Annotated in this window: 17 protein-coding genes; 6 read left to right on the top strand and 11 right to left on the bottom strand. The window is 72.6% G+C overall.

What is annotated here, in order from left to right:
• The first annotated feature begins 105 nt into the window (after window positions 1–105).
• Window positions 106–1,509, top strand: a complete 1,404-nt coding sequence (locus ABD347_RS13000; RefSeq protein WP_344360371.1) for an NADP-dependent succinic semialdehyde dehydrogenase — start codon at window positions 106–108, stop codon at window positions 1,507–1,509.
• Between the two features lie 106 nt (window positions 1,510–1,615).
• On the opposite strand, the gene ABD347_RS12995 is transcribed toward ABD347_RS13000, so the two are convergent.
• Both ABD347_RS12995 and ABD347_RS12990 read right to left on the bottom strand, forming a co-directional pair.
• The gene (locus ABD347_RS12995) at window positions 1,616–2,599 is read right to left on the bottom strand and encodes a glutathione S-transferase family protein (protein WP_344360370.1); all 984 of its coding nucleotides are present in this window, start codon (window positions 2,597–2,599) and stop codon (window positions 1,616–1,618) included.
• 95 nt (window positions 2,600–2,694) lie between these two features.
• Window positions 2,695–3,525 (bottom strand): MmyB family transcriptional regulator, encoded by an 831-nt coding sequence (locus ABD347_RS12990; protein WP_344360368.1) that lies wholly within the window; start codon window positions 3,523–3,525, stop codon window positions 2,695–2,697.
• Window positions 3,526–3,740: 215 nt separating this feature from the next.
• Between ABD347_RS12990 and ABD347_RS12985 the strand changes: the two genes are divergently transcribed.
• Window positions 3,741–4,784 carry a hypothetical protein gene (locus ABD347_RS12985; protein ID WP_344360367.1) on the top strand — a complete coding sequence of 348 codons (1,044 nt, stop codon included), beginning with the start codon at window positions 3,741–3,743 and terminating at the stop codon, window positions 4,782–4,784.
• Between the two features lie 517 nt (window positions 4,785–5,301).
• On the opposite strand, the gene ABD347_RS12980 is transcribed toward ABD347_RS12985, so the two are convergent.
• Together ABD347_RS12980 and ABD347_RS12975 are read right to left on the bottom strand one after the other, a co-directional pair.
• Window positions 5,302–6,324 carry a PHP domain-containing protein gene (locus ABD347_RS12980; RefSeq protein ID WP_344360366.1) on the bottom strand — a complete coding sequence of 341 codons (1,023 nt, stop codon included), beginning with the start codon at window positions 6,322–6,324 and terminating at the stop codon, window positions 5,302–5,304.
• A complete protein-coding gene (locus ABD347_RS12975; protein WP_344360365.1) occupies window positions 6,324–8,399 on the bottom strand; it encodes a SpoIIE family protein phosphatase in 2,076 nt (691 codons plus the stop codon). Before ABD347_RS12975 ends, ABD347_RS12980 begins: the two co-directional genes overlap by 1 nt.
• A gap of 250 nt (window positions 8,400–8,649) precedes the next feature.
• Here ABD347_RS12975 and ABD347_RS12970 point away from each other — a divergent pair, with 250 nt between their 5' ends.
• A complete protein-coding gene (locus ABD347_RS12970) occupies window positions 8,650–11,181 on the top strand; it encodes an alpha-L-arabinofuranosidase C-terminal domain-containing protein (protein WP_425575641.1) in 2,532 nt (843 codons plus the stop codon).
• A gap of 461 nt (window positions 11,182–11,642) precedes the next feature.
• Window positions 11,643–13,694, top strand: a complete 2,052-nt coding sequence (locus tag ABD347_RS12965; RefSeq protein WP_344360847.1) for a SpoIIE family protein phosphatase — start codon at window positions 11,643–11,645, stop codon at window positions 13,692–13,694.
• Window positions 13,695–13,703: 9 nt separating this feature from the next.
• Here the strand turns inward: ABD347_RS12965 and ABD347_RS12960 are convergent, their stop codons facing one another.
• The 7 genes from ABD347_RS12960 to ABD347_RS12930 form a co-directional block, all read right to left on the bottom strand.
• Window positions 13,704–14,855 carry an aldose epimerase family protein gene (locus ABD347_RS12960; protein ID WP_344360364.1) on the bottom strand — a complete coding sequence of 384 codons (1,152 nt, stop codon included), beginning with the start codon at window positions 14,853–14,855 and terminating at the stop codon, window positions 13,704–13,706.
• 22 nt (window positions 14,856–14,877) lie between these two features.
• Window positions 14,878–16,107, bottom strand: coding sequence for a multiple monosaccharide ABC transporter permease (gene mmsB / locus ABD347_RS12955; RefSeq protein WP_344360363.1), 1,230 nt, complete (start codon window positions 16,105–16,107; stop codon window positions 14,878–14,880).
• A 9-nt stretch (window positions 16,108–16,116) separates the two neighbouring features.
• Window positions 16,117–17,676: a multiple monosaccharide ABC transporter ATP-binding protein gene (gene mmsA / locus ABD347_RS12950; RefSeq protein ID WP_425575640.1), complete on the bottom strand. Its 1,560-nt coding sequence runs from the start codon at window positions 17,674–17,676 to the stop codon at window positions 16,117–16,119.
• An 8-nt stretch (window positions 17,677–17,684) separates the two neighbouring features.
• Window positions 17,685–18,797, bottom strand: a complete 1,113-nt coding sequence (gene chvE / locus ABD347_RS12945) for a multiple monosaccharide ABC transporter substrate-binding protein (protein ID WP_344360361.1) — start codon at window positions 18,795–18,797, stop codon at window positions 17,685–17,687.
• 3 nt (window positions 18,798–18,800) lie between these two features.
• Window positions 18,801–19,781: a hypothetical protein gene (locus ABD347_RS12940; RefSeq protein WP_344360359.1), complete on the bottom strand. Its 981-nt coding sequence runs from the start codon at window positions 19,779–19,781 to the stop codon at window positions 18,801–18,803.
• Window positions 19,782–19,892: 111 nt separating this feature from the next.
• A complete protein-coding gene (locus ABD347_RS12935) occupies window positions 19,893–20,885 on the bottom strand; it encodes a zinc-dependent alcohol dehydrogenase (RefSeq protein ID WP_344360843.1) in 993 nt (330 codons plus the stop codon).
• Between the two features lie 260 nt (window positions 20,886–21,145).
• On the bottom strand, window positions 21,146–22,300 hold the full coding sequence (locus ABD347_RS12930; RefSeq protein ID WP_344360357.1) for a mandelate racemase/muconate lactonizing enzyme family protein: 1,155 nt from the start codon (window positions 22,298–22,300) through the stop codon (window positions 21,146–21,148).
• A gap of 216 nt (window positions 22,301–22,516) precedes the next feature.
• Here ABD347_RS12930 and ABD347_RS12925 point away from each other — a divergent pair, with 216 nt between their 5' ends.
• Window positions 22,517–23,290 carry an IclR family transcriptional regulator gene (locus ABD347_RS12925; RefSeq protein ID WP_344360355.1) on the top strand — a complete coding sequence of 258 codons (774 nt, stop codon included), beginning with the start codon at window positions 22,517–22,519 and terminating at the stop codon, window positions 23,288–23,290.
• The gene (locus ABD347_RS12920) at window positions 23,287–24,150 is read left to right on the top strand and encodes an SMP-30/gluconolactonase/LRE family protein (protein ID WP_344360353.1); all 864 of its coding nucleotides are present in this window, start codon (window positions 23,287–23,289) and stop codon (window positions 24,148–24,150) included. The genes ABD347_RS12925 and ABD347_RS12920 overlap by 4 nt, the downstream gene beginning before the upstream one ends.
• The last annotated feature ends 40 nt before the right edge of the window (window positions 24,151–24,190 follow it).

Below are 24,190 nucleotides of genomic sequence, written 5' to 3'. Positions count from 1 at the left end.
CCCGACAGGCCAGGCCCAACCCGCCGCCGCGCCGCGGGCGCTCGCGTTGCGGCGCCGCGACCGGGGCGGCAGGGTCGAGGCAGCGACTGCGAGGAGGACCCACTCATGCCCATCGCGACCGTCAACCCCGCCACCGGCGAGACGCTCAAGACCTTCGACGAGCTCACGCCCGACGGGATCGAACGGCGCATCGCCGCCGCCGACGCGGCCTTCCGCGACTACCGGACGACCGCGTTCGCCGACCGGGCCCGTCTGCTGGACCGCGCCGCGGACCTGCTCGAGGCCGACCAGGACGACATCGCCCGCACGATGACCACCGAGATGGGCAAGCCGCTCACGGCCGCCCGGGCGGAGGCCGCCAAATGCGTGAAGGCCATGCGCTGGTACGCGGCCAACGCCGAGCGGCTCCTCGCCGACGAGGAACCGCCCGAGGCCGACGTACGGGACGCCGGAGCGGCCCACGCGCGCGTGCGCTACCGCCCGCTCGGCCCGGTGCTGGCCGTCATGCCGTGGAACTTCCCGCTCTGGCAGGTCGTCCGCTTCGCCGCGCCCGCGCTCATGGCGGGCAACGTCGGGCTCCTCAAGCACGCCTCGAACGTTCCGGGGACCGCGCTCTACCTGGAGGACCTCTTCCGCCGCGCGGGCTACCCGGACGGCTGCTTCCAGACGCTGCTCGTCGGCTCCCGCGCCGTCGAGGGCATCCTGCGCGACGACCGGGTGGCCGCCGCCACCCTCACCGGCAGCGAACCCGCCGGACGCTCCGTCGCCGCCATCGCCGGTGACGAGATCAAGAAGACCGTCCTGGAACTCGGCGGCAGTGATCCATACGTGGTGATGCCGTCGGCGGACGTCGGGAAGGCCGCCGAGGTGGCCGTCACCGCCCGCGTCCAGAACAACGGCCAGTCCTGCATCGCCGCCAAGCGCTTCATCGTCCACACGGACGTGTTCGACGCGTTCCGGGAACGCTTCACGGCCGGTATGGCCGCGCTGACCGTCGGAGACCCGATGGACGAGTCCACCGACGTCGGGCCGCTCGCCAGCGAAGCCGGGCGCGACGGGCTCCAGGAACTCGTCGACGACGCCGTACGCCGGGGTGCGACCGTCCTGTGCGGGGGCAGCCGCCCCGACGGTCTGTCGCGGGACCTGGAGCGCGGCTGGTTCTACGAGCCGACCGTGCTGACCGGCATCACACCCGACATGCGGATCCACCAGGAGGAGACGTTCGGGCCGGTCGCCACGCTCTACCGGGTGGCCGACGTCGACGAGGCGGTGAGGGTCGCCAACGACACGTACTTCGGACTCAGCTCCAACGTCTGGACCCGCGACGAGGAGGACGTACAGCGGTTCGTGCGGGACCTGGAGGCGGGTGGCGTGTTCGTCAACGGCATGACCGCCTCCCATCCCGCGCTGCCGTTCGGCGGGGTGAAGCGCTCGGGGTACGGGCGGGAGCTCTCCGGGCACGGCATCAAGGAGTTCTGCAACGCCACCACCGTGTGGCAGGCGCGGTAGCGGCCCGCCACCCGGTCGCGGGCGGGGCGGCGGCCCGGGCGGGCGGCGGCCGCCGCACGGTCCCGGGCGCCGGGAACGCGTGCGGCAGGGCCCCGCCGCCCCGCCGCTACAGCGGCTGGAAGATCTCGGAGGGCGGGGGAGGGGGCGGTGGCGTCCCGTCACCGAACGGGCGCCCGCCCAGCTCCTCACGGTGGTGCGGGGCGCGCCACCCGCGCAGGTCGGGTCCGCGCGGCACGATCCGCGTCGGGTTGATGTCCTCATGGACGACGTAGTAGTGCCGCTTGATGTGGTCGAAGTCCACCGTGTCGCCGAAGCCGGGCGTCTGGAACAGGTCCCGGGCGTACGCCCACAGGACCGGGTCCTCGGTGAGCTTGCCGCGGTTGCACTTGAAGTGGCCGTGGTAGACGGCGTCGAACCGCACCAGCGTGGTGAACAGTCGGACGTCCGCCTCGGTGATGGTGTCACCCATCAGGAAGCGCTGTCCGGCCAGGTGCTCCGACACCTGGTCCAGCCGGGCGAAGAGCCGTGCGTACGCCGCGTCGTAGGCCTCCTGGCTCTTGGCGAACCCCGCCTTGTAGACGCCGTTGTTGACGTCCTGGTAGATGCCCTCCATCCGCTCGTCGATCTCGTCCCGCAGCCCCTCCGGGTAGAGGTCGGGGGCGCCCTCGCGGTGCAGCTCCCGCCACTCGGTGGACAGGTCCAGGGTGATGCGCTGGTAGTCGTTGGTCACCAGCCTGCCGCTCGGCACGTCGACGACCGCGGGGACGCTGACGCCGCCGTCGTACTCCTTCTCCCTGGCCAGGTACGCCTCGCTCAGGAACCGGATGCCGAGGACCGGGTCCCGGTCGTCCGGGTCGAGGGTGAAGCGCCAGCTCCGTTCGTCCTGTACCGGGTCGGTCACGGCCAGCGGCAGGGCATCCTCCAGCCCCAGCAGCCGCCGGACCACCAGGGAACGGCTCGCCCACGGGCAGGCCCGGCTGACCACGAGCCGGTACCGCCCGGCCTCGACCGGCCAGCCGTCCCGGCCGTCGGCGGTGATCCGGTCCGTGAAGTGGCTCGCGGACCGCGTGAACTCGGCGGAATCGCGCACGGCGTCTGCCCTTCCTCGCGACGGTAACGTGCGCCCCGGGTACCCGCCCGCGGCCGGGTGACCCGCGCTCCCGAGGGGGTGTCCGCCCCGGGGGCTCAGGCCTCCACCGGGGCGCGCAGCGCCGCGGGACGGCCGTGCCGGTGACGTGGGCCGGCGCGGAAGACCAGGATGATCAGCCGTGACCCGGGGGCCGCCAGGGGCTGGGCGGCGGACATGGTGACCCAGCCGTGCCCCAGCGTGGGGTGCCGCAGCGGACGCTCGTCGCCGTCGAGGTGGCTGTAGGCGCTCGCCGACCGGTAGAACGGGGCGGCCACCGGGTCGGCCAGGACGTCCTGCTCGATCGCGCACAGGGTCTTGTCGGCCGGGTCGGCGGCGAGTGCGACCCGCAGCTGGGGCAGCACCACCGGCGCCCACGCCGTCTCCCAGTCCGCCAGGACGCCGCGGGCCTCCGGTTCGACGGCCATCCACCGCATGGCGTTGGCGGGGACCCGGCGGTGCGGGAAGAGCTCCTCGAAGGCGGCGTTGTGGGCGAGCACGTTCCAGGAGCGGTCGTTGACGTACGCCGGATGGCGGACGCCACCGAGGATCTCGCGCCACACGCCCGGCAGCGCCCCGCCGGAGCGGAAGTCGAGCGGGCGGGGCGGGTCCTGGCCCAGCGCGTACCGCCACAGCGCGATCCACTCCTGCTCGTTCATGCGGAAGAGGCGTGCCACGTCCTGGAGCAGGTCGACCGGCGGATTCGGGTAGCGCCCGGACTCCAGACGTCCGTAGGTGTCCGGAGCGCGGTGCAGGATCTGGTCGATCTGCGCCTGCGACAGCCCGCGCGCCCGTCTCCCCTGCCGCGTGGGGCGCGACAGGCCCTGGCTCTCCGGTGTGATCGACGCCCGGCGCTCACTGAGCAGGAGACGCAGTGCAAGCTTGTCCATGACGCTTTCTTCCCCAAGGGGGCGGCCGCCGGTCGTGCCGTGGCCGCCGTGGTGTGCCGCGGGCCGTTCCGGGAACAGAGCCGGAAGGGCCACACCGGTACGCTGGCCCGTCGTACGTCAGCGATCAAGCGTTCGCGTGGTGCGTACATGCGCACGGCGCACACACGCAGGCGTAAACGGGGGCGAGAGCGATGGACGAGGACAATTCCGCGCGCGTGGGTTCGGCTGCCGGCACCGGCGGCCGGGACGGGCTGTCGGCGGCCGCGAAGGCGTTGTACGCCGGGATCACCCGGGGTGAGCCCCCCGGTCCGGCGGACGGCGCCGCGCTGCGGGAACTCCTGGCCTGGCGCCTGGTCGCCGTCGACCCCGACCGGCCCGAGGCGCCGATCGCCCTCGACCCGCAGGAGGCGGGCCGGCGCCGGCTCGACGAGGGGCTGCGCGAACTGGCCGCCCGGGCGGCCGGCATGGCGGCGGTACCGGGCGTCGCCGATGAACTCGCCCTGCACTTCGAGCGCGCCAAGTGGCGTTCCGGCTCGGGCAGCGAGTTCCTCGCCGAGCCCGAGCAGGTCGGCGCCCGCATCGAGGAGGCCGTCGGCCGGGCGGAGGCCGAGCTGCTGACCGCCCAGCCGCTCGGCCCGCACGGGGCCGACGCCATGGAAGCCGCACACGCCCGTGACGCCCGCGCCCTGGCCCGTGGTGTGAGCGTGCGGATCCTCTGCCGCGACGGCGAGCGCGACGACCCGGCCACCCGTGACCGGGTGACCCGGCTGACCGCGCGGGGGGCCCAGTTCCGGACGCTCGCCGCGTCCTTCCAGAGTTGCGTCGTCGTGGACCGGCGCCAGGCGTTCATCCCCGATCACGTGGTCAACTCCAGCCCCACGTACGCCGCCTGGCACGTGATGGACCGGGCGCTGGTCGCGTTCATCGCCGAGGGCTTCGAGGACGCCTGGCGCCGCGCCGACATCTGGCACGGCGACCCCCGCGGGGCGGCCCCCGGCGGAAAGGCCGGGCTGACCCACCGTCAGCGCGAGATCCTCATCGACACGGCGGCCGGAATCGACCAGCGCATCACCGCCCGGCGCCTGAGCATCGGGCTGCGCACCCTGACCAAGGAACTCGGTGTGCTGCGGGCCCGATGGGGAGCCCCCACGCTCGCCGCCCTCTCCTACCAGTGGGCCCTGTCCGCCGAGCGCCGGCGGATGACGGACGAGGCCGCCGGTTCCGCACCGTGTGGATCCGGCCACGCGGAGGCCGGGTGAGGGCCCGGCGATGGCCGAGCTTTTTCACCGAAGAAGCATCAGAGGAAATCACCGGAGGATTGCTGCATCCTGGACGAGTTGATCGGCCCGCTCTCCGGGCGCCGGCCGGTCCGCGAAACCGCTATTACGGGGGGCGTTGTCCGCGCCTCATGCCAGAAACGGGCAACGCAGGACACGGGCAGCGTGTCCTGCCGGGCATCGCGTGGATACCGCAAGGTCGAGCCAGGGCCTTTCGGGCCGCCACACCGGATCTTCGGTACGTCCCCCGTGATAGGGCGGTCCCGGGCGCCTCGGGCGCCGGGCGGGGCCGGTGCTCTCCTCGTCGAGTCCACAGGGCAGGTGTGCGTGCCGGCGGCGGACGGGAGCGCCCGTGCGCTCCGAGCGAGACCCGTGCGCTCCGAGCGAGGCCGGACGGGCGCGGTCCGCCCGGTCGTCACCACGCGGTCGTCACCGCCCGGCCGGGTCCCGCCCGGGACCTGCCCGACCGCCCCTCGGCCGTCCGGGAGGCACCACGCCCTCACCCGCCCGCCGGCGCCTCGCGCGTACGGGTCCAGTGGAGCAGCTCCTCGGCGTGCCACGTGTTGATCACCCGGTCGGCCGGTACGCCGCACTCCTCGGCCCGCGCGCAGCCCAGGACCTGCCAGTCGAGCTGCCCCGGCGCGTGCGCGTCGGTGTCCACCGCGAAGAACACCCCGGCCTCCACGGCCCGCCGCAGCAGCCGCCGTGGTGGATCCAGCCGCTCCGGGCGGCTGTTGATCTCCACCGCCGTACCCGACTCGGCACAGGCCGCGAAGACGCGCTCCGCGTCGAACTCCGACTCCGGCCGCTTCCCGCCGACCAGCCGGCCCGTGCAGTGACCCAGCACGTCCACCAGCGGGTTGCGCACGGCCCTGACCATGCGTCGGGTCATCGCCGGGGCGTCCATCCGCAGTTTGGAGTGGACCGAGGCGACCACCACGTCCAGCCGGTCCAGCAGCTCGTCCTCCTGGTCGAGCGAACCGTCCAGCAGGATGTCGCACTCGATGCCCGTCAGCAGCCGGAACGGCGCCCACCGCTCGTTCAGCTCCGCCACCACGTCCAGCTGCTCCCGCAGCCGTTCGGCCGACAGGCCGCGGGCCACCGTCAGCCGGGGCGAATGGTCGGTCAGCACCGCCCACTCGTGACCCAGGGCCGCCGCCGCCCGCCCCATGGCGTCGATCGGGCTGCCGCCGTCCGACCAGTCGGAGTGCAGGTGGCAGTCGCCGCGGAGCGCCGCCCTCAGGGACGCGCCCCGCTCGGGCGCGTCGCCCGCCTCGCTCTCCAGCCGCTCCAGATACGCCGGTACGTCACCGGCCAGCGCCTCCCGCACCACCTGCGCGGTCTTCGGGCCGACGCCCTTGAGCCGCTCCAGGGTCCCGGCCGCCGCGCGTTCCGCGGCCTCGCCCTCACCGAGGGCCGACAGCGCCGCCGACGCGGTGCGGAACGCCCGCACCCGGTATGTCGGCGCCTGCGACCGCTCCAGCAGGAAGGCGATCCGGTCCAGTGCCTCGACGGGGTCCATCACCCATGCCTCCTCGCCTGACCGGACCGTGACGACGGACCGATCTCGCACCACACCGCCTTGCCCTCGCCTCGCGGCTCCACACCCCAGCGCAGTGCCAGCGCGTCCAGCAGGAGCAGGCCCCGCCCCGAGGTGGCCGCCTCACCCGGCGTACGCCGCCGGGGCCACGCGCTGGAACGGTCCTGCACCGTCAGGCGCACCCGCCGGACCGGTTCCGGCAGCACCTCCAGCGTCAGCACAGCGCCGCCCTCGGTGTGCAGCAGCACATTGCCGAGCAGCTCCCCGGTCACCAGCTCGGCGTCGTCCGCGAAGGCGCGCATGTCCCAGTCCCGCAGCGCCCGCCGTACCACCGCCCGCGCCTCCGACAGGCCCTGGGGATCCGCCTGGTGGATGTACTGGTGGATGCGCGGCGCCCGCGGCGTGCCCGGGTCCGGGCTGCGCCGCAGCACCAGCAGCGCCACGTCGTCGCCCGCCCCCCACCGCTCCCAGAAGCGCTGCGAGAGGTGGTCGGCCAGCGCCTCGGCGCCCGGGGGCCCGCTGCTCACCGCCGCCTCCAGCGCGTCCATCCCCTCCCCGATGTCGACGCCGGGCTGCTCGACCAGTCCGTCGGTGCACATCACCAGCGTCTCGCCGGGCACCAGGTCCAGCCGGGTCTCGGGGAACTCCTCGTCCCCGAAGACGGACGCCACGCCCAGTGGCAGGCCCCCCGGCAGCTTGGGCCGCCCCACCCGTCCGTCGGTGTGCCGGATCAGCGGCCCCAGGTGGCCCGCCCGGACGGCCCGCACCGTCCCCGAGTCCAGGTCCACCTGCGCGTACGTGCAGGTGGCGAACCGCTCCGTGTCGAGCTCGGCGAGAAACCTCGACGCCCTGGCCAGCACCGTCGACGGGGCGTGGCCCTCACCCGCGTAGGCCCGCAGCGCGATGCGCAGCTGGCCCATGATGGCGGCGGCGTGCGTGTCGTGGCCCTGTACGTCGCCGACCACGACCCCCACCCGCCCGCGGGGCAGCGGGATCACGTCGTACCAGTCCCCGCCGACCTGGCGGCCGCTCCACGCCGAGTGGTACCGCACGGCGATCTCGCCGCCCTCGACGGCCGGGATACGGCGGGGGAGCATCGTGGCCTGGAGGCCGGTGGCGAGCTCCCGCTCCTCGTCGAAGAGGATCGCCCGCTGGAGCGACTGGGCCACGATGGCGGCGAGGCCCAGTGCGAGGTTGCGCTCGTCGGCGCTGAACGCGGTGCGGCCGCGGTAGAACAGGGCCATCCCGCCCAGGGTCCGCGCCTGTGCGACCAGCGGCAGGTAGGCCGCCGCCCGGAACCGCAGCCGCCCGGCGAACGGGGAGAGCACCGGGTAGTCCTTGATCAGCTCCTGGAACGAGCTGCTGAACAGGGGGCGCCCGCTCAGCACCGTCTCGGCCAGCGGCATTCCGGGTTCCAGGCGTCGCATCCGCAAATGCTCCAGGACGTCGAGGGACTCGCCGCTGAGCGCGATGACGTTCAGTGAGCCGTTCTCGACGAGGCCGAGCGCGAAGCCGTCGGCCCCCAGCCCGGCCAGGCCTCCGGGCCCGCTGAGCGCGGCCGTGACGTCGTCCACCGTCACGGCGCGGGACAGGGCCTGCGTGGTGCGCTCGACCATGTTGGTCTGGCGCTGCCTGCGCTTCTCCAGCTCCAGCACGAAGGCGGAATGGGTGATCTCCGGTGTGGCGTCCCGGACGATACCGACGATGCGGTGTGCCCGCCCGTCGCGGTCGCGAAGGATGCGGGCCTGGACGTGCGTCCACTGCACCGACCCGTCGTCGAGCGGGACCTGGAAGCGCGCGGCGTACGAGGACCGGCCGCTGCCCAGGGCCTCCTTGATCACGGCGTCCAGACGGGCGCGCTCGTCCGGTTCCAGCCGGTGCACGAGGGAGGCGGGCCGTGCGTCGAAGGTGCCGGGCGCCAGGCCGAACACCAGGAGGCCGGCCTCGTCGATGTCGATGGTGCCCGCGTCGAGGTCCCAGTCGAAGCTGCCCGTGCGGTTCATGGCGAGCCGCTCGGTGGGCCCGATCTCGCCGCTGTGTGCCCGGTTGTCCGTCATCCCCCTCATTGTCGAACCGGTGGCGCGGGAACGCCAAGGTATCGGCGCGTCCCGGTGGGCCGAGCGGGGCTGCGGTGGGCCCGGCGGGCGCGGGGCGGCGGCCCGACGGGCGGCGGCGCCCTACCGGTGAGTAGTCGAGGACACCCGGTCGGAAGGGTTGACGCCTCAAGTGCCCCTCCCTATCTTCCTGTTCGAAGTCCTGGTCAACGTCCGAAATATCGAACAACTGAAGAAATCCAGGAGCACTCACATGGCATCCATACGGCCGAGGCTCGTCCTCGCGCTGGCGGCCCTCATGGTGGGCACGGTCATGGCCGCGCCCACCAGAGCCGATGCACCGCCCCCGGCCGACTACGCGATCACGGTCGCCCCCGACCGGGCCGGTCCGGCGATCGACCCGACCATGTACGGCGTCTTCTTCGAGGACATCAACAACGCCGCCGACGGAGGCCTGTACGCCGAGCTCGTACAGAATCGTTCCTTCGAGTTCGGCCCCCTCGACAACCGGTCGTACACGCCGCTCACCGCCTGGCAGCAGACCGCGACCGGCGGCGCCACCGGCACCCTCTCGGTCGTCGACGACGCCGAGCGCCTGAACGAGCGCAACCGCAACCACCTCCGCATCGGTCTCACCGGCGACGGCGGCCCGGGCGCCCGCTTCGGTATCGTCAACAGCGGCTACGCGGCGGGCATGGCGTTCAAGGAAGGCGCCCGCCACGACTTCTCCGTCTGGGCGCGCACCGACAGCGCGGCCGGCACCCGCCTCACCGCCGAGCTGCGCACCGCCGACGGCACCGTCGTCTCCGCGCCGCTGGGCATCACCGTGCGCGGCGACCGCTGGACCAAGTACACCGGCACGCTCACGTCCAGCGTGACGACCGCCGGGGGCCGCCTCGCCGTCACCGCGGCCGGCGGCGGCACCCTGCGCCTCGACATGGTCTCGCTCTTCCCCCGCGACACCTACAAGGGGCGGGCCAACGGACTGCGCAAGGACCTCGCCGAGAAGATCGCCGCCCTGAAGCCCGGCTTCCTCCGCTTCCCCGGCGGCTGCCTGGTCAACACGGGCAGCCACCAGGCGTACGAGGCCCCGGACTGGGAACGCCGCCGCTCCTACCAGTGGAAGGACACCGTCGGCCCGGTCGAGCAGCGGGCCGTGAACGCCAACTTCTGGGGCTACCACCAGAGTTACGGCCTCGGCTACTACGAGTACTTCCAGTTCGCCGAGGACATCGGCGCGATGCCCCTGCCCGTCGTCCCCGCCCTCGTCACCGGCTGTGGCGAGAACAAGGCCACCGACGACCCGGAACTGCTGGAGCGGCACATCCAGGACACGCTCGACCTGATCGAGTTCGCCAACGGGCCCGTCACCTCGGAGTGGGGCCGCAAGCGGGCCGCCATGGGCCACCCGAAGCCCTTCGGCCTGACGCACCTCGGCGTGGGCAACGAGGAGAACCTGCCCGACCAGTTCTTCACCCGCTTCACCGCGTTCCGCCAGGCCATCGAGGCCGCGTATCCGGACATCACGGTGATCGCCAACTCCGGCCCCGACGACGCCGGAGGCGTCTTCGACCGCGCCTGGCAGCTGAGCCGGGAGAACGGCGTCGACATGGTCGACGAGCACTACTACAACAGTCCGCAGTGGTTCCTGGAGAACAACGACCGCTACGACACCTACGACCGCAAGGGGCCCAAGGTCTTCCTCGGCGAGTACGCCTCGCGCGACAACCGGTTCCACAACGCGCTCTCGGAGGCCGCCTTCATGACCGGCCTGGAACGCAACGCCGACGTCGTCAAGCTTGCCTCCTACGCCCCGCTGCTCGCCGACGTGGACAACGCCCAGTGGCGCCCCGACATGATCTGGTTCGACAACCACCGGTCCTGGGGCTCCACCAGCTACGAGGTGCAGAAGCTGTTCATGAACAACACCGGTGACCGGGTCGTACCCAGCCGGGCCACCACCACCCCCGCCGTCTCCGGCCCCATCACCGGAGCCATCGGCCTGTCCACCTGGGCGACCAGCGCCGCGTACGACGACGTGGAGGTCACCGCGGCGGACGGCACCACGCTCCTGAAGGACGACTTCTCGGCCGGTGACTCACGCTGGACCCGGGCCGCCGGGCGGGGCAGCTGGACGGTTCAGGACGGCGCCTTCGTCCAGACCGACGCGGCCGCCGAGGACACCCTGGTGACCGCGGGCGACAAGGGCTGGCACGACTACGACCTGCGGCTGAAGGCCACCAAGAAGTCCGGCAGCGAGGGATTCCTGGTCGCCTTCGGCGTCCGTGACACCGGCAACCACTACTGGTGGAACCTGGGGGGCTGGAACAACACCCGCTCCGCCGTCGAGGAGGCCGTGGACGGCGGCAAGGAGACGCTGGCCGAGAACGGCACGACGATCGAGACGGGACGCACCTACGACCTCCACGTCAAGGTGCGCGGGCGCCAGGTCACGCTCTACCTCGACGGCAGAGAGTGGGGGAGGTTCACCGACGACAAGGCCGCCGAACCGTTCCGGCAGGTGGTGACCCGGGACAAGGGCGACCTCGTCGTCAAGGTCGTCAACGCCCAGGCCACGCCCGCCCGCACCCGTATCGACCTCGGCACGGCGAAGGTCGCCCCGACCGCCCGGCTCACCACCCTCCAGGGCGCACCGGACGCCGTGAACACCGCCGACGCCCGGCCGGTCCGGCCACGCGCGTCGACCCTGGGCGGGATCGCCGAGGAGTTCACGTACACCTTCCCGGCCCACTCCGTCACCTTCATGCGGATCAAGGCGGGGTAGGGGCGCGGGAGCGGCGCCCCTCACCACCACGGGCCGGGAGGGCGCAGGCGGGGTAGGGGCGCGGGAGCGGCGCCCCTCACCACCACGGGCCGGGAGGGCGCCCGTCCACGACGGACGGCGTCCTCCCGGCCCGGGCGCGGAAGGCCGGCCGGCCAGCCGTCGAGCAGGTCGTGGCCGAGCCGGACGGGCGGGGCGCCGGAGCGGCCGTCCCGGTCTCACCGCGACTCGGCGTGCGCCACGGCACCGGCCCCGCCGGCGCACGCCGAACGGCAGGACGGCCTCCCCGCCGGCCCTCACCGTCCCCGACCCCTTCGCCCGGGAGTCCCGCGGGCCGCCGAACTGCGTCCGGCGGCCCGCCGGGGCACGCTTGAAGCGTGAACCCCGAGGAGGCGGACCCGGGCCTGCGGTCGCTGAGCGCCGCCCTGTCCGACGTCATTCGCCGTACGGACGCGGCCATCGGCATGGTCTACCTGCGGCCGCCCGGGGAGAGCGCGATGCGGCTGGCGGTGCTGAGCGGTGTCTCCCTGGAGTTCGCCGCGCCGTGGATGCGGGTCGCGCCGCACGACCCCGTGCCCGTGGCCGACGCCGTGACGGAGGGACGTCTGGTGTGGATCGGCGACCGGGAGGAGATGGCCCGCCGCTACCCCCGGCCGGGGCTCGTCCTCCCCTACCCGTTCTCCCTGGCCGCCGCCCCTCTCACCGGTGCCGGCACCACTTGGGGCGGTCTGGTGCTGCTGTGGCCCGAAGGACACGCGGACCGGCTCTCCGCTGCCGAGGAGGACGCCGTCCGCGGCGGCTGTGACCGGATGGCGCTGGTCCTGGCGCGGGCCGACGGCGAGGGCCGGCCGGTGCTCCCGGGACGGCAGCCCCGGATCCTCCGGCCCGCCCGGCGCACCCCGGGGCCCATCGAGGCCGCGGCGGCGGTGGAGTTCGTCCACCGCCTGCCCGGAGGGAGCTGCGCACTTGACCTCAACGGTCGCGTCACCTTCATCACCGAGGAAGCGGCCCGCCTCCTGGGGGCCGACGCCGAGGAGCTGACCGGCGCCCTGCCCTGGGAGGCCCTGCCCTGGATGGACAGCCCCGCGGTTGAGGACCGGTACCGGGCGGCGGTCATCAGCCGCCGCACCACCACGTTCACCACGCTGCGCCCGCCCGGCCACTGGCTCCGCTTCGAACTGCACCCGGACGCCACCGGCATCAGCGTCCGCATCACCCCGGCCCGCCCCGGCGAGCACCCCACCGCCACCGGGACCACCGGGGGCGACGAGGAGCCGGAGCACACCGGGCAGGCCGCCCTGCCGAGCCGGGCGACCAGCCTCTACCACCTGATGCATCTGGCCGCCACGCTCACCGAGGCCGCCGGGGTGCAGGACGTGGTCGACCAGGCCGCCGACCAGATCACCCCCGCTCTCGGTGTCCACGCCCTCGCCCTGCTCACCGCCGAGGACGGTCGGCTGCGGGTCGTCGGCCACCGAGGCTGCACCCCCGACGCCGTGGCCCGGTTCGACTCCGCCCCGGTGGCCTCCGACACCCCGGCGGCACACGTCCTGGTCACCGGGACGCCCCTGTTCTTCGGCAGCCGCGCGGAACTGGAACGTGCCTTCCCCTCCGCCGTCGTCCTGGACAGCGCGGGCGCCGCCTGGGCCTTCCTGCCGCTCATCGCCTCCGGACGCCCGGTCGGCTCGATGGTCCTCGGTTACGACCGGCCGCGGAACTTCCACCCCGGCGAGCGGGCTGTCCTCATCTCGCTGGCAGGTCTCCTCGCCCAGGCCCTGGACCGCGCCAGGCTCTATGACAGCAAGCACGAACTCGCCCGCAGGCTCCAGGCGGGCCTGCTCCCGCACACCCTTCCCCACATCCCCGGCCTGGAGGTCGCCGCGCGCTACCTGCCCGCCGGCCACGGCACGGGCGTCGGCGGCGACTTCTACGACCTGATCAGGCTCAGCGGTACCACCGCCGCCGCGACCATCGGGGACGTCCAGGGGCACAACGTCGAGGCGGCCGCCCTCATGGGCCAGGTACGGGCCGCCGTGCACGCGAGCGCCGGCGCGCCGCCCGGCGAGGTCCTCGCCCGTACCAACCGCCTGCTCACCGACCTCGACCCGGGTCTGTTCACCAGCTGCCTGTACGCGCACATCGACCTGAAGCACCACCGCGCCCTGCTCGCCACCGCGGGCCACCCGCCTCCCCTGGTGCGCCACCCGGACGGGCACACCAAGGCACTCGACATGCCCCCCGGACTGCTCCTCGGGATCGACCCGGCGGCCGACTACCCCACGGCGGGGGTCACCCTGCCCATCGGCACCGTGCTGGCCTTCTTCACCGACGGCCTCGTCGAGGCACCCGGCGTCGACATCGACGACGCGACCGCCGGGCTGGCCCGGCGGCTCGCCGGGAGCGAGGCCCCGACCCTGGACGGACTCGCCGACACGCTCATCGGCCACGCCCGGGGACCGGCGCCCCGCGACGACGACATCGCCCTGCTCCTGCTCCGTACGGTCGCGCCCGTCTGAGGCCTCCGCTCAGCGCGCCGAGAAGCCGTGCACCGTCGCCGAACGGTACGTAGCGCCGGGCCGCAGCACCGTCGACGGGAACGCCGGCCGGTTCGGGGAGTCGGGGAAGTGCTGCGTCTCCAGGCACAGCCCGTCACCCTGCCGGTACGTACGCCCCGACGGCCCGGCCAGGGTGCCGTCCAGGAAGTTCCCCGAGTAGAACTGCACGCCCGGTTCGGTCGTCGCGATCGTCATCGTGCGCCCCGAGGACGGGTCGCGCAGTGTCGCGAAGGGCTGCGGGCGGGCCGTGAGGCCCTTGTCCAGCACCCAGTTGTGGTCGTAGCCCTTGGCGAGGACCAGCTGCGGGTGCGCCGTGCGGATGTCCTCGCCGATCGTCTTCCCGCGCCGGAAGTCGAAGGGCGTGCCCGCCACCCGTGCCAGTTCTCCGGTCGGGATCAGCGTCGCGTCGGTGGGCGTGTAACGGGAGGCGTCGAGTCGCAGCTCGTGGCCGAGGACGTCCCCGCCGCCCTCGCCCGCCAGGTTGTAGTACGTGTGGTTCGTCAGGTTCACCACCGTGGGCCGGTCGGTGGTCGCGGCGTAGTCGACGCGCCAGTCCCCGCGAGCGGTGAGGGTGTACGTCACCGTCACCCTCAGCGTGCCCGGGTAGCCCATCTCGCCGTCCGCGCTCACGTACCGCAGCACCAGCCCGACCCCCGTGCGGCCGGTGAACGGCTCCACGTCCCACACGCGCTTGTCGAAGCCCTCGGCGCCGCCGTGCAGGCTGTTCGGCCCGTCGTTGACGGACAGCCGGTACTCCGTGCCGTCCAGGGTGAACCGGCCGCCCGCGATCCGGTTGCCGTACCGGCCGATCAGCGCCCCGAAGAACGGTGACGACGCCACATAGGAGCCGAGGTCGTCGAAGCCCAGCGACACGTTGGCGTACCGGCCGCGCCGGTCCGGTATCTCCAGGGACTGGACGATGCCGCCGTACGACAGCACCTTCAGCCGCGTGCCGCCGTTCTCCAGCGTCCACCGGTACACCTTGGTGCCGTCGTCGAGCGTCCCGAAGAGCTCCTTCACCGGCCTGCCGCCTCCCGACGCGTACGCGGTGCCCCCCGTGGCCGCTGCCACGAGTCCTGTCGCGGCCGCGGCCGCCAGCACCGTCCGTCTGCTCGTTTCCATCCGAACTCCCCAAGAGTGAGAACTACTTGCCGGCCTTGCGCTTGTTCCAGACGTCGAACCCGACCGCGGCGAGCAGCACCAGCCCCTTGATGACCTGCTGGTAGTCCGTGCCGATGCCGACCAGCGACATACCGTTGTTCAGGACGCCCAGCACCAGGCCGCCGATCACGGCGCCCATCACCGTGCCGACGCCACCGCTCATCGAGGCGCCGCCGATGAACGACGCGGCGATGGCCTCCAGCTCGAAGTTCAGGCCCGCCTGCGGGGTGCCCGCGTTGAGCCGGGCCGCGTACACACAGCCCGCCAGGGCCGCCAGCACGCCCATGTTGACGAAGACGAGGAAGGTGACCCGCTTGTCCTTGACGCCCGACAGCTTCGCCGCCGCCTTGTTGCCGCCCAGCGCGTACACATGGCGTCCGATCACCGCGTTGCGCATCACGTAGCCGAGCCCGATCAGCAGCCCGCACATGATGAGCATGACCACCGGCACGCCGTGGAAGCTGGCCAGCGTCAGCGTGAACGCGACCACCGCCGCCGTGATGGCGGTGCACTTCAGCGCCCACAGGCCGAACGGCGGCACGTCCAGCGCGTGGGCGAGCTGCCGCCGCCGGTCCCGCCACTCGCGCAGCAGCAGGAAGACCATCGCGACCAGGCCCAGGAGGAGCGTGGGGTTGTGGTACTGCGTGTAGGGACCCATCTCGGGGATGAAACCCTTGGCGATGTTCTGGAAACCCTCGGGGAACGGGGCGATCGACTGGCCTTCCAGCACGATCTGCGTCAGCCCCCGGAAGAGCAGCATGCCGGCCAGCGTCACGATGAACGACGGGATGCCCACGTACGCGATGAAGAAGCCCTGCCAGGCGCCCGCGACGGCGCCGATGAGCAGCGACAGCACCAGGGCCAGGACCCACGGCATGTCGTGCTTGACCATCATCACCGCCGACATGGCGCCGACGAACGCCACGACCGAGCCGACGGACAGGTCGATGTGGCCGGCGATGATGACGATCATCATCCCCATGGCCAGGATGAGGATGTAGCCGTTCTGCTGGATCAGGTTGGAGACGTTGTTCGGCAGCAGCAGGGTGCCGTCGGTCCAGATCTGGAACAGAACGACGATGAACGCCAGGGCGATCAGCATGCCGTACTGGCGCATGTTGCCCCGCACCCCGTTCAGCAGCAGCGCCGCCGCCGACGGCCGCGGCGGGGTGTCGTGCGGCTGGGGACGCGGGGGAGTGGTCGTGGTGGTCATGGCGGGGCCTCAGCTTCTGTTCATGGTCATCTGGCGCATCAGGACTTCCTGGGTGGCGTCGGCGCGGGCGACCTCACCGGTCAGCCGGCCCTCGGCCATGGTGTAGATCCGGTCGCACATCCCGAGCAGCTCCGGCAGTTCGGAGGAGATGAACAGCACGGCCTTGCCCTGCGCCGCGAGCCGGTCGATGACGGTGTAGATCTCGTACTTGGCGCCCACGTCGATCCCGCGCGTCGGCTCGTCGAGGATCAGCACCTCGGGGTCGGCGTGGATCCACTTGCTGAGGACGACCTTCTGCTGGTTGCCGCCCGACAACCGTCCCACCTGCTCGAAGACGGTCGGCGCCTTGATGTTCATGGTGGTGCGGTACCGCTCGGCGACGCTGCGTTCGTGGTGCTCGTCGACGACGCCCCGGCGCCGCATCCCCGGCAGTGAGGCCAGGGAGATGTTCCGGTTGATGTTGTCGATGAGGTTCAGGCCGTACGTCTTGCGGTCCTCGGTGACGTACGCGAGCCCGGCGTCGATCGCCGCCGGCACGTTCTTCGTCACCACCTTCCGCCCGCCCACCTCGACGGTCCCGGCCACGTGGATCCCGTACGACCGCCCGAAGACGGACATCGCGAGCTCGGTGCGGCCCGCGCCCATCAGTCCCGCGATGCCCACGATCTCGCCGCGCCGCACGGTCAGCGACACGTCGTCGACGACCGTGCGCTGGTGGTCGACGGGGTGGCGGACCGTCCAGCCGCGCACGGTCAGCGCGACCCGGCCGGCGTCCTCGCCCTCGTACGGCGTACGGTCCGGGAAACGCTGGTCGAGGTCGCGGCCGACCATGCCCCGGATGATCCGGTCCTCCGACAGCCGCGGCTCGGCGTCCGGTGACTCCCGGACCGTCAGGGTCTCGATGGTCCGCCCGTCGCGGAGGATCGTCACCGAGTCGGTGATCCGCCGGATCTCGTTCAGTTTGTGCGAGATGATGATGCTGGCGATGCCCTGGTCGCGCAGTCCGAGGATCAGATCGAGGAGCTTCGCGCTGTCCTCGTCGTTGAGCGCGGCCGTCGGCTCGTCGAGGATGAGCAGCTTCACCTCCTTCGCCAGCGCCTTGGCGATCTCCACCAGTTGCTGCTTGCCCACGCCGAGGTCGGCGACCGGTGTCTGCGGCTTCTCCCGCAGCCCCACGCGTTTGAGCAGCGCGCTCGCCCGGCGGAGCGTCTCGTCCCAGTCGATCAGCCCGCGGGTGGCCTGCTCGTTGCCCAGGAAGATGTTCTCGGCGATCGACAAGTACGGGACGAGCGCCAGTTCCTGGTGGATGATCACGATGCCGTGCCGCTCGCTGGCCCGGATGTCCCTGAAGGCCACCGGCTCGCCCTCGAAGCGGATCTCCCCCTCGTAGGTGCCGTGCGGGTGGACGCCGCTGAGCACCTTCATCAGGGTCGACTTGCCCGCGCCGTTCTCGCCGCAGATCGCGTGCACCTCCCCGGGCCGTACCGTCAGGTTCACCTCGGAGAGCGCCGTGACGCCGGGGAACGTCTTGGTGATCCCGCGCATCTCCAGTACGGGCCTGTCCGTCACGGGCCGCGTCACTTCAGCTGCCCGGCGGTGAAGTAGCCCTCGTCGACGAGGAGGCCGGTGTTGGACTTGTCGATGCTGACCGGGTCCAGCAGGAACGAGGGCACGACCTTCTTGCCGTTGTCGTAGTCCGTGGTGTTGTTGACCTCGGGCTTCTTCCCGTTGAGCACGGCGTCGCCCATCCTCACCGCCTGCGCGGCCAGCTTGCGCGTGTCCTTGAAGACGGTCTGCGTCTGCTCGCCACGGATGATCGACTTCACCGACGCGAGTTCGGCGTCCTGCCCGGTGACCACCGGCAGCGGCCGGCTCTTGGTGCCGTAACCGGCGCTCTTGAGGGCGGAGATGACGCCGATGGAGATCCCGTCGTAGGGCGAGAGGACCGCGTCGACGCGCACCTCGCCGTAGTTCCTGCTGATCAGGTCGTCCATCCGCTTCTGCGCGGTGCCGCCGTCCCAGCGCAGCGTGGTCGCCTGGTTCATCCGGGTCTGCTTGCTGCGGACGACGAGCCGGCCGCTCGCGAGGTACGGCTGGAGGACCTTCATGGCGCCGTTCCAGAAGTACTTGGTGTTGTTGTCGTCCGGCGAGCCCGCGAACAGCTCGATGTTGTAGGACTTGCCCCGGGCGGTGGCGGGGCCGAGCCTCAGGGCGTCCACGATGTACTTCGCCTGTAGCTCGCCGACCCGTTCGTTGTCGAACGACGCGTAGTAGTCGACGTGTTCGGTGCCCATGATGAGACGGTCGTACGAGATCACCGGGATGCCCGCGTCCTCCGCCCGCTGGAGCACCTCCGTGAGGGCGGAGCCGTCGATCGCGGCGACCACCAGCAGCTTGCGCCCCTTGGTGATCATGTTCTCGATCTGGGCGATCTGGTTCTCGACCTTGTCGTCGCCGTACTGGAGGTCGGCGTCGTACCCCGCCTTCCGGAACTGCTCCGCCATGTTCTCGCCGTCGGCTATCCAGCGCTCGGAGGCCTTGGTCGGCATGGCGAGGCCGATGGTGCCGCCCTTGCCGCCCGCGGGCTTGTAGCGGCTGCCGCCCCTGGCCTCCTGGCCGCAGGCGGTGAGCGAGACGGTGAGCAGCGCGGCGAGCGACGCCGCCACCGCGGTTCTGCGGGAGATGCGCATGGATCAGTCGCCTTCCGGGACGGGGAAACGCCGGAGCTCACCCGGCAGTCGCGTGCCGAGCGGGGACATCCCGCCGTCGGCGCCGTGCCGGGCCAGCAGATCGAGGACGAGCCGCCCCCGGCGGACCCGCTCCCGGGCGGTGGCGAGCGCGGTGTCGCGCAGCTGCGCACCGTAGGGGTAGATCCCGGGAGAGCGGCTCAGGCCGAACTTCAGGTACAGCGGGGCGCCGCGCCGGATCAGCTCGGCCACCTCGTACATCCGGATGTAGCCGCCGAGGTCGTCGGGCGCCTCGACGTACATGTCCATCGGCGCGCTCGATGCCAGCCGGATCTCGGTGAGGTGGTCCAGCGTCAGGTCGGAGGGCACGTTGACGGAGTCGGCGCCGAGCCGCTCGTACACGGCGTAGGAGGCCGGGTTGACCGGGCCGGTGAGCGCGGACAGCTTGAACGTGGTGTCGGCCGGCAGGTGTCCGGCCGCGCGAAGCCGGTGCAGCGTCCACAGCACGCCCTCGTCGGCGACGAGCAGGCAGCGCACACCGAGCGACACGGCACGGCAGGCGTCCTCCACGCAGCCGGCGAGCGCGTCGTGGCCACGGGCGCGCAGGCCGGCGCCGCCCGAGTCGGTGCGGGTGCCCGCACCGATGTCCCAGGTGCCGCGCGGGCCGGTGAACAGGCACAGTTCGATGTCGCGTTCGGCGCAGGACTCCACCATCTCGGTGATCTCGGCGTCGGTGAGCATCCACACGCCGCTGCCCTGACTGATCCGGTGGACCGGTACGTCGAGGCGGGAGGTCTCCTTCAGGACGACGGCCAGCGCCTCCGGGCCCTCCACGGACGGGATCTCGGTACGCCAGGTCCCGCCGTCGGGAAAGGCGTGCGGCGAGGTGTCGGCCGGGTCGGCGGCGGGCGCCGGATGGCCGATGGCGGCCAGGGCCTCGGCGCCGGGGCGGCGAGGTGCTGGTGCTGCTGCGGACGGGGCGGTCACAGGGCTCCTTGGTGTTCGGTATTTCGGACGTCGTCCGTGAAGTTGGGTGTACGGCGGTACGGGGGCGAGTGGAGCGCCCCGTACCGCCGTACGGTTCTCGGAAGGCGCGCCTCAGGGGCGCAGCAGCACCTTGCCGGTCCTCGGGTCGCCGCCGCCCACCAGGGCGACCGCGTCCGCGAACCGCTCCAGCGGGAACTCGTGGGTGATCAGCGGCGCGGGGGCGAGCAGCCCGAGCCCGAAGGCCCGCACCGCGTCCGACCAGGCCGACGAGGGGGCACCGAAGACGCTGCGGACCTCCAGCTGGCTCAGCGACAGGTGGACCGGGTCGATGCCGACCGCGCCGGGCGTGAACATCCCGGTCAGCACCACCCGGCCGCCCCGGCGCGCCAGCCGGCACGACGAGGCTGCCGTGGTCGGCGCCCCCGCCGTCTCGACCACCAGGTCGAACCGGCCCTCCAGCGCCGCCGCCTCGGCCGGGTCCAGTGACTCGCTCGCACCGAACCCCAGCGCCTGGTCACCCCGCGCCGCCCTCGGGTCGATCACCGTCAGCCCGGCCGGGGACGAGGCGGCCAGCAGCTGCACGGCGAGCAGCCCCAGCGTCCCCGCGCCCACCACGGCGACCCGCTCGCCGGGGCGCGGCCGCCCCGCCCGTACCGCCGCGGCGACCACGGCGGCGGGCTCCAGCAGGGCCGCGGCCCTCAGGTCGGCGTCGTCGCGCAGGAGGTGCAACAGGCGCGCCGGGACGGTGATGTGGTCGGCGAAGGCACCCGGCTCGGTGAACCCCGTCTCCGCGTACCCGCCCGCGCACAGGCTCGTCTCGCCGCACCGGCAGCGCTCGCACGCCCCGCACGACCGGAACCCCTCCGCCACCGTCTTGCGGCCGACCAGCGCCGGATCGACGCCCTCGCCCACCGCCTCGACCGTCCCGGACCACTCGTGGCCCGGGACCACCGGGTGCCGGACGTACGCCGCGTCCCGGTGGCCGTCGTACACCTCACGGTCGCTCATGCAGATCCCGGCCGCCGCGACCCGCACCAGCACCTCGCCGGGCCCCGCCACGGGTACGTCCCGCTCGACGAGCCGGTGCACGCCCGGGCGCTCCACGACGACGGCGCGGCCGGTCCGCCCGCCGGCCTCCCGGGCGGGCCCGTCCTCGGCAGCCGGGCCGGGCGTGCCGCCGGTGTTCCGGCCGGGCGTGCCGTCCTCCGGGCCGGTGCGCCCCGGCCCGGTGTGCCCGGGCCCGGCGCCCGGTGTGCCGCCGGCCGACCGGTGGCCACCCGGCCCACGGCCCGGCTCGGGACCGGCCGCGGCGGAGCCGGGCGACCCGCCGGCCGCCCGGGCCGGGGCGCCGCTCGGTGGACGGCTCACTTCGGCGCCCTCTTCTCCCAGCCCTCTGCCCACAGGTCGAACCGGGCCCTCTGCTGCGGGAACTCGGCCGCCGCGTCCACGTCCAGTTCGACTCCGAGGCCCGGGGCGTGCGACACCTCGAAGCAGCCGGTGTCCGGGTCCACCTGAGGAGCCCCCTTGACCACCTTCTTGATCTCCGCGTCCGCGAAGTCGTTGAAGTGCTCCAGGATCTTGAAGTTGGGTGTGCAGGCGGCCAGTTGGAGGGACGCCGCGGTGAGCACCGAGCCGCCCACGTTGTGCGGGGCGACCAGCATGTAGTGCGTCTCGGCGGTGGCCGCCAGCTTGCGGGTCTCCAGGATGCCGCCGATGTGCCCCAGGTCCGGCTGGATGATGTCGACCGCCTGGGACTCGAACAGCTCCCGGAACTCGATCCGGTCGTGGATGCGCTCACCGGTGGCCACCGGGAGGTCCACCTTCTCGGCGACCTTCGCCAGTGCCTTCAGGTTCTCCGGCGGCACCGGCTCCTCCAGCCACGCCGGCGCGAACGGCGCCAGCTCCTTGGCCAGCCGTACCGCCGTCGCCGGGCTGAACCGCCCGTGCATCTCCAGCATCAGCTCCGCGTCCGGCCCGATCGCGTCCCGCACCGCCTCGATCAGCGACACCGCGTACCTGGTCTGCTCCGCGTCCAGCTCGAGATGACCGGTCCCGAACGGGTCGATCTTCAGCGCCCGGTAGCCGCGCGCCATGACTCCCTTGGCCGCCTGGTGGTAGGCCTCGGGGGTCCTCTCGGTCGTGTACCAGCCGTTGGCGTACGCCTTGACCTTGTCGGTCACCTTGCCGCCGAGCAGCTGCCAGACCGGCACGCCCAGCGCCTTGCCCTTGATGTCCCAGCACGCCATCTCGACGACCGCGATGCCCGACATGACGATCTCGCCGGCCCGGCCGTAGTCGCCGTACTTCATCCGGCGCACCAGGTCCTCCACCGCGAACGGGTCGGAACCCGCGATGTGATTGGCCTCGGCCTCCTTGAGGTAGCCGACCAGCGCGTCGGTATGTCCCAGCATGCGCGTCTCGCCGACACCGGTGAGCCCCTCGTCGGTGTGGACGAGTACGTAGGTCAGATTGCGCCAGGGGGTCCCGACGACATGAGTGCTGATTCCCGTGATGCGCACGGCAGTTGCCCTCTCGAGCTCGTTCGATATTTCGTCACACGTTCGAAATCTTGGCGTGACCGTAATCAGCCGCCCGGGGCGTGTCAATGGTTCGCGCGCGTTCGTCCGGAACGGGTTTCGCGACCCGGCCATTGCCCGGCGAAGTCGCCTGCGGTTAGCCTACGTTCGTCATACCGATCAAAGGCCGAAGTTTCGAACGAAGGGGTGGGTGGCGGTATGGGACGTCTTGTCCCGGCTTTGACCAGGGCGCTCGACATCCTGGAACTGTTTCTGGAGGGGGACGGAACCCTCTCGGCGCCGGAGGTCACCCGCAAGCTCCGGCTGCCACGCACCACCGTGCACGAGCTGCTCACCACCCTCGCCGCCCGCTCCTACCTGGCGCCGCTGCCCGGGCAGCCCGGACGCTACCGCCTGGGCGTACGCGCCTACCAGCTCGGCAGCCGGTACGCCGAGCAGCTCGACCTGGCCGCCGAGGGACAGCGGGTGGCCCGTGAGGTCGCGGAGACCTGCGACGAGACCGTCCACGTGGCCATCCTGGAGGACACCGACGTCATCTACATCGCCAAGGTCGACTCCACCCACGCGGTCCGTATGGTGTCCGCGGCCGGACGCCGGCTCCCCGCGCACTGCACGTCCGTCGGCAAGATGCTCCTGGCCTCACTGCCGCAGCACGAGCTGGACGCCCGGATCGAGGGACGCGACCTGCTCGCGATGACGGCCAACAGCCTGACCGACCCCGACGCGCTGCGGGCCGAACTCACCGCGATCCGCGAACGGGGCATCGCCACCGAGCACCGCGAGTCCAACCCGGACGTCAGCTGTGTCGCCGCCCCCGTGCGCGACGGCGCCGGCCGGGTCGTCGCCGCCCTGTCCATCTCCGTCCCGATGATCCGGTGGACCGAGGAGCGCGAGGCCGAACTCGCCGAGCTCGCCGCCAAGGGCGCCGACGACCTCTCCGTGAGCCTCGGTCACCGGGCGGGCGCGCGGTGACGGCACCCCGGCGCGTCGAACTCGCCGCACGGGAGCACGCCGAGCTGGGCGAGGGCCCGACCTGGGACCCGGCTGCCCGGCGGCTGGTCTGGGTCGACATCCTCGGCTCCCGCGTGCACACCTACGACCCGGCCGGCGGCCGCCGTACCGTCATGGCCACCGGGCAGCACGTCGGCGCGGCCAAGCCCCGGGCCGGCGGCGGACTGGTGGTCAACCTGCGGGACGGTGTGGGGCTGTACGACGAGGGCGGCGCCGCCTTCCGCTGGCTGGTCCACGACCCAACCCCCGGGCGGCGCGGCAACGACGCGGCGGTCGCCCCCGACGGGTCCCTGTGGGCGGGCACGATGCGCTACGACGAGGCACCCGGCGGCGGCGCCCTCACCCGGATCGGGCGCGACGGCGACACCACGCTCGTCATCCCCCGTGTCTCGGTCAGCAACGGCACCGGCTGGAGCCCGGACGGCGCCCTGATGTACTACGTCGACAGCCCCACCCGGCGCGTCGACGTCTGCCGCGTCTCCGAGGACGGCCAACGGGTCGTCGACCGGCGCCCACTGGCCACCGTCGAACCCGGCGCGGGCTTCCCCGACGGCCTCACCGTGGACGCGGACGGCTGCGTGTGGGTGGCCCTCTGGGACGGCGCCGCCATCCGCCGCTACACCCCCGACGGCACCCTGGACAGGACCGTCGAGCTGCCCGTACGCCGCCCCACCGCCTGCGCCTTCGGCGGCCCGGGACTGCGGGACCTCTACATCACCACCGCCCGCACGGGTCTCACCCGCCCCCATCCGCTGTCCGGCTCGCTCCTGGTGCTCCCCGGCGCCGGACAGGGCATGCCGGGCGTCCCCTTCCGGGGCTGACATGCCCGGGCGAACGCTTGCTACGATCGCGCCCTCGCAC

Source organism: Streptomyces gobitricini (genome assembly GCF_039532985.1).
Classification (GTDB): Bacteria; Actinomycetota; Actinomycetes; order Streptomycetales; family Streptomycetaceae; genus Streptomyces; species Streptomyces gobitricini.
This window is presented reverse-complemented; position numbering and strand designations above follow the sequence as displayed.

Coding starts and splice junctions, on each gene's coding strand:
- ABD347_RS13000 (WP_344360371.1), top strand. CDS start 106: ATGCCCATCGCGACCGTCAACCCCGCCACCGGCGAGACGCTCAAGACC.
- ABD347_RS12990 (WP_344360368.1), bottom strand. CDS start 3,525: ATGGACAAGCTTGCACTGCGTCTCCTGCTCAGTGAGCGCCGGGCGTCG.
- ABD347_RS12980 (WP_344360366.1), bottom strand. CDS start 6,324: ATGGACCCCGTCGAGGCACTGGACCGGATCGCCTTCCTGCTGGAGCGG.
- ABD347_RS12975 (WP_344360365.1), bottom strand. CDS start 8,399: ATGACGGACAACCGGGCACACAGCGGCGAGATCGGGCCCACCGAGCGG.
- ABD347_RS12970 (WP_425575641.1), top strand. CDS start 8,650: ATGGCATCCATACGGCCGAGGCTCGTCCTCGCGCTGGCGGCCCTCATG.
- ABD347_RS12965 (WP_344360847.1), top strand. CDS start 11,643: ATGGTCTACCTGCGGCCGCCCGGGGAGAGCGCGATGCGGCTGGCGGTG.
- ABD347_RS12960 (WP_344360364.1), bottom strand. CDS start 14,855: ATGGAAACGAGCAGACGGACGGTGCTGGCGGCCGCGGCCGCGACAGGA.
- mmsB (WP_344360363.1), bottom strand. CDS start 16,107: ATGACCACCACGACCACTCCCCCGCGTCCCCAGCCGCACGACACCCCG.
- chvE (WP_344360361.1), bottom strand. CDS start 18,797: ATGCGCATCTCCCGCAGAACCGCGGTGGCGGCGTCGCTCGCCGCGCTG.
- ABD347_RS12925 (WP_344360355.1), top strand. CDS start 22,517: ATGGGACGTCTTGTCCCGGCTTTGACCAGGGCGCTCGACATCCTGGAA.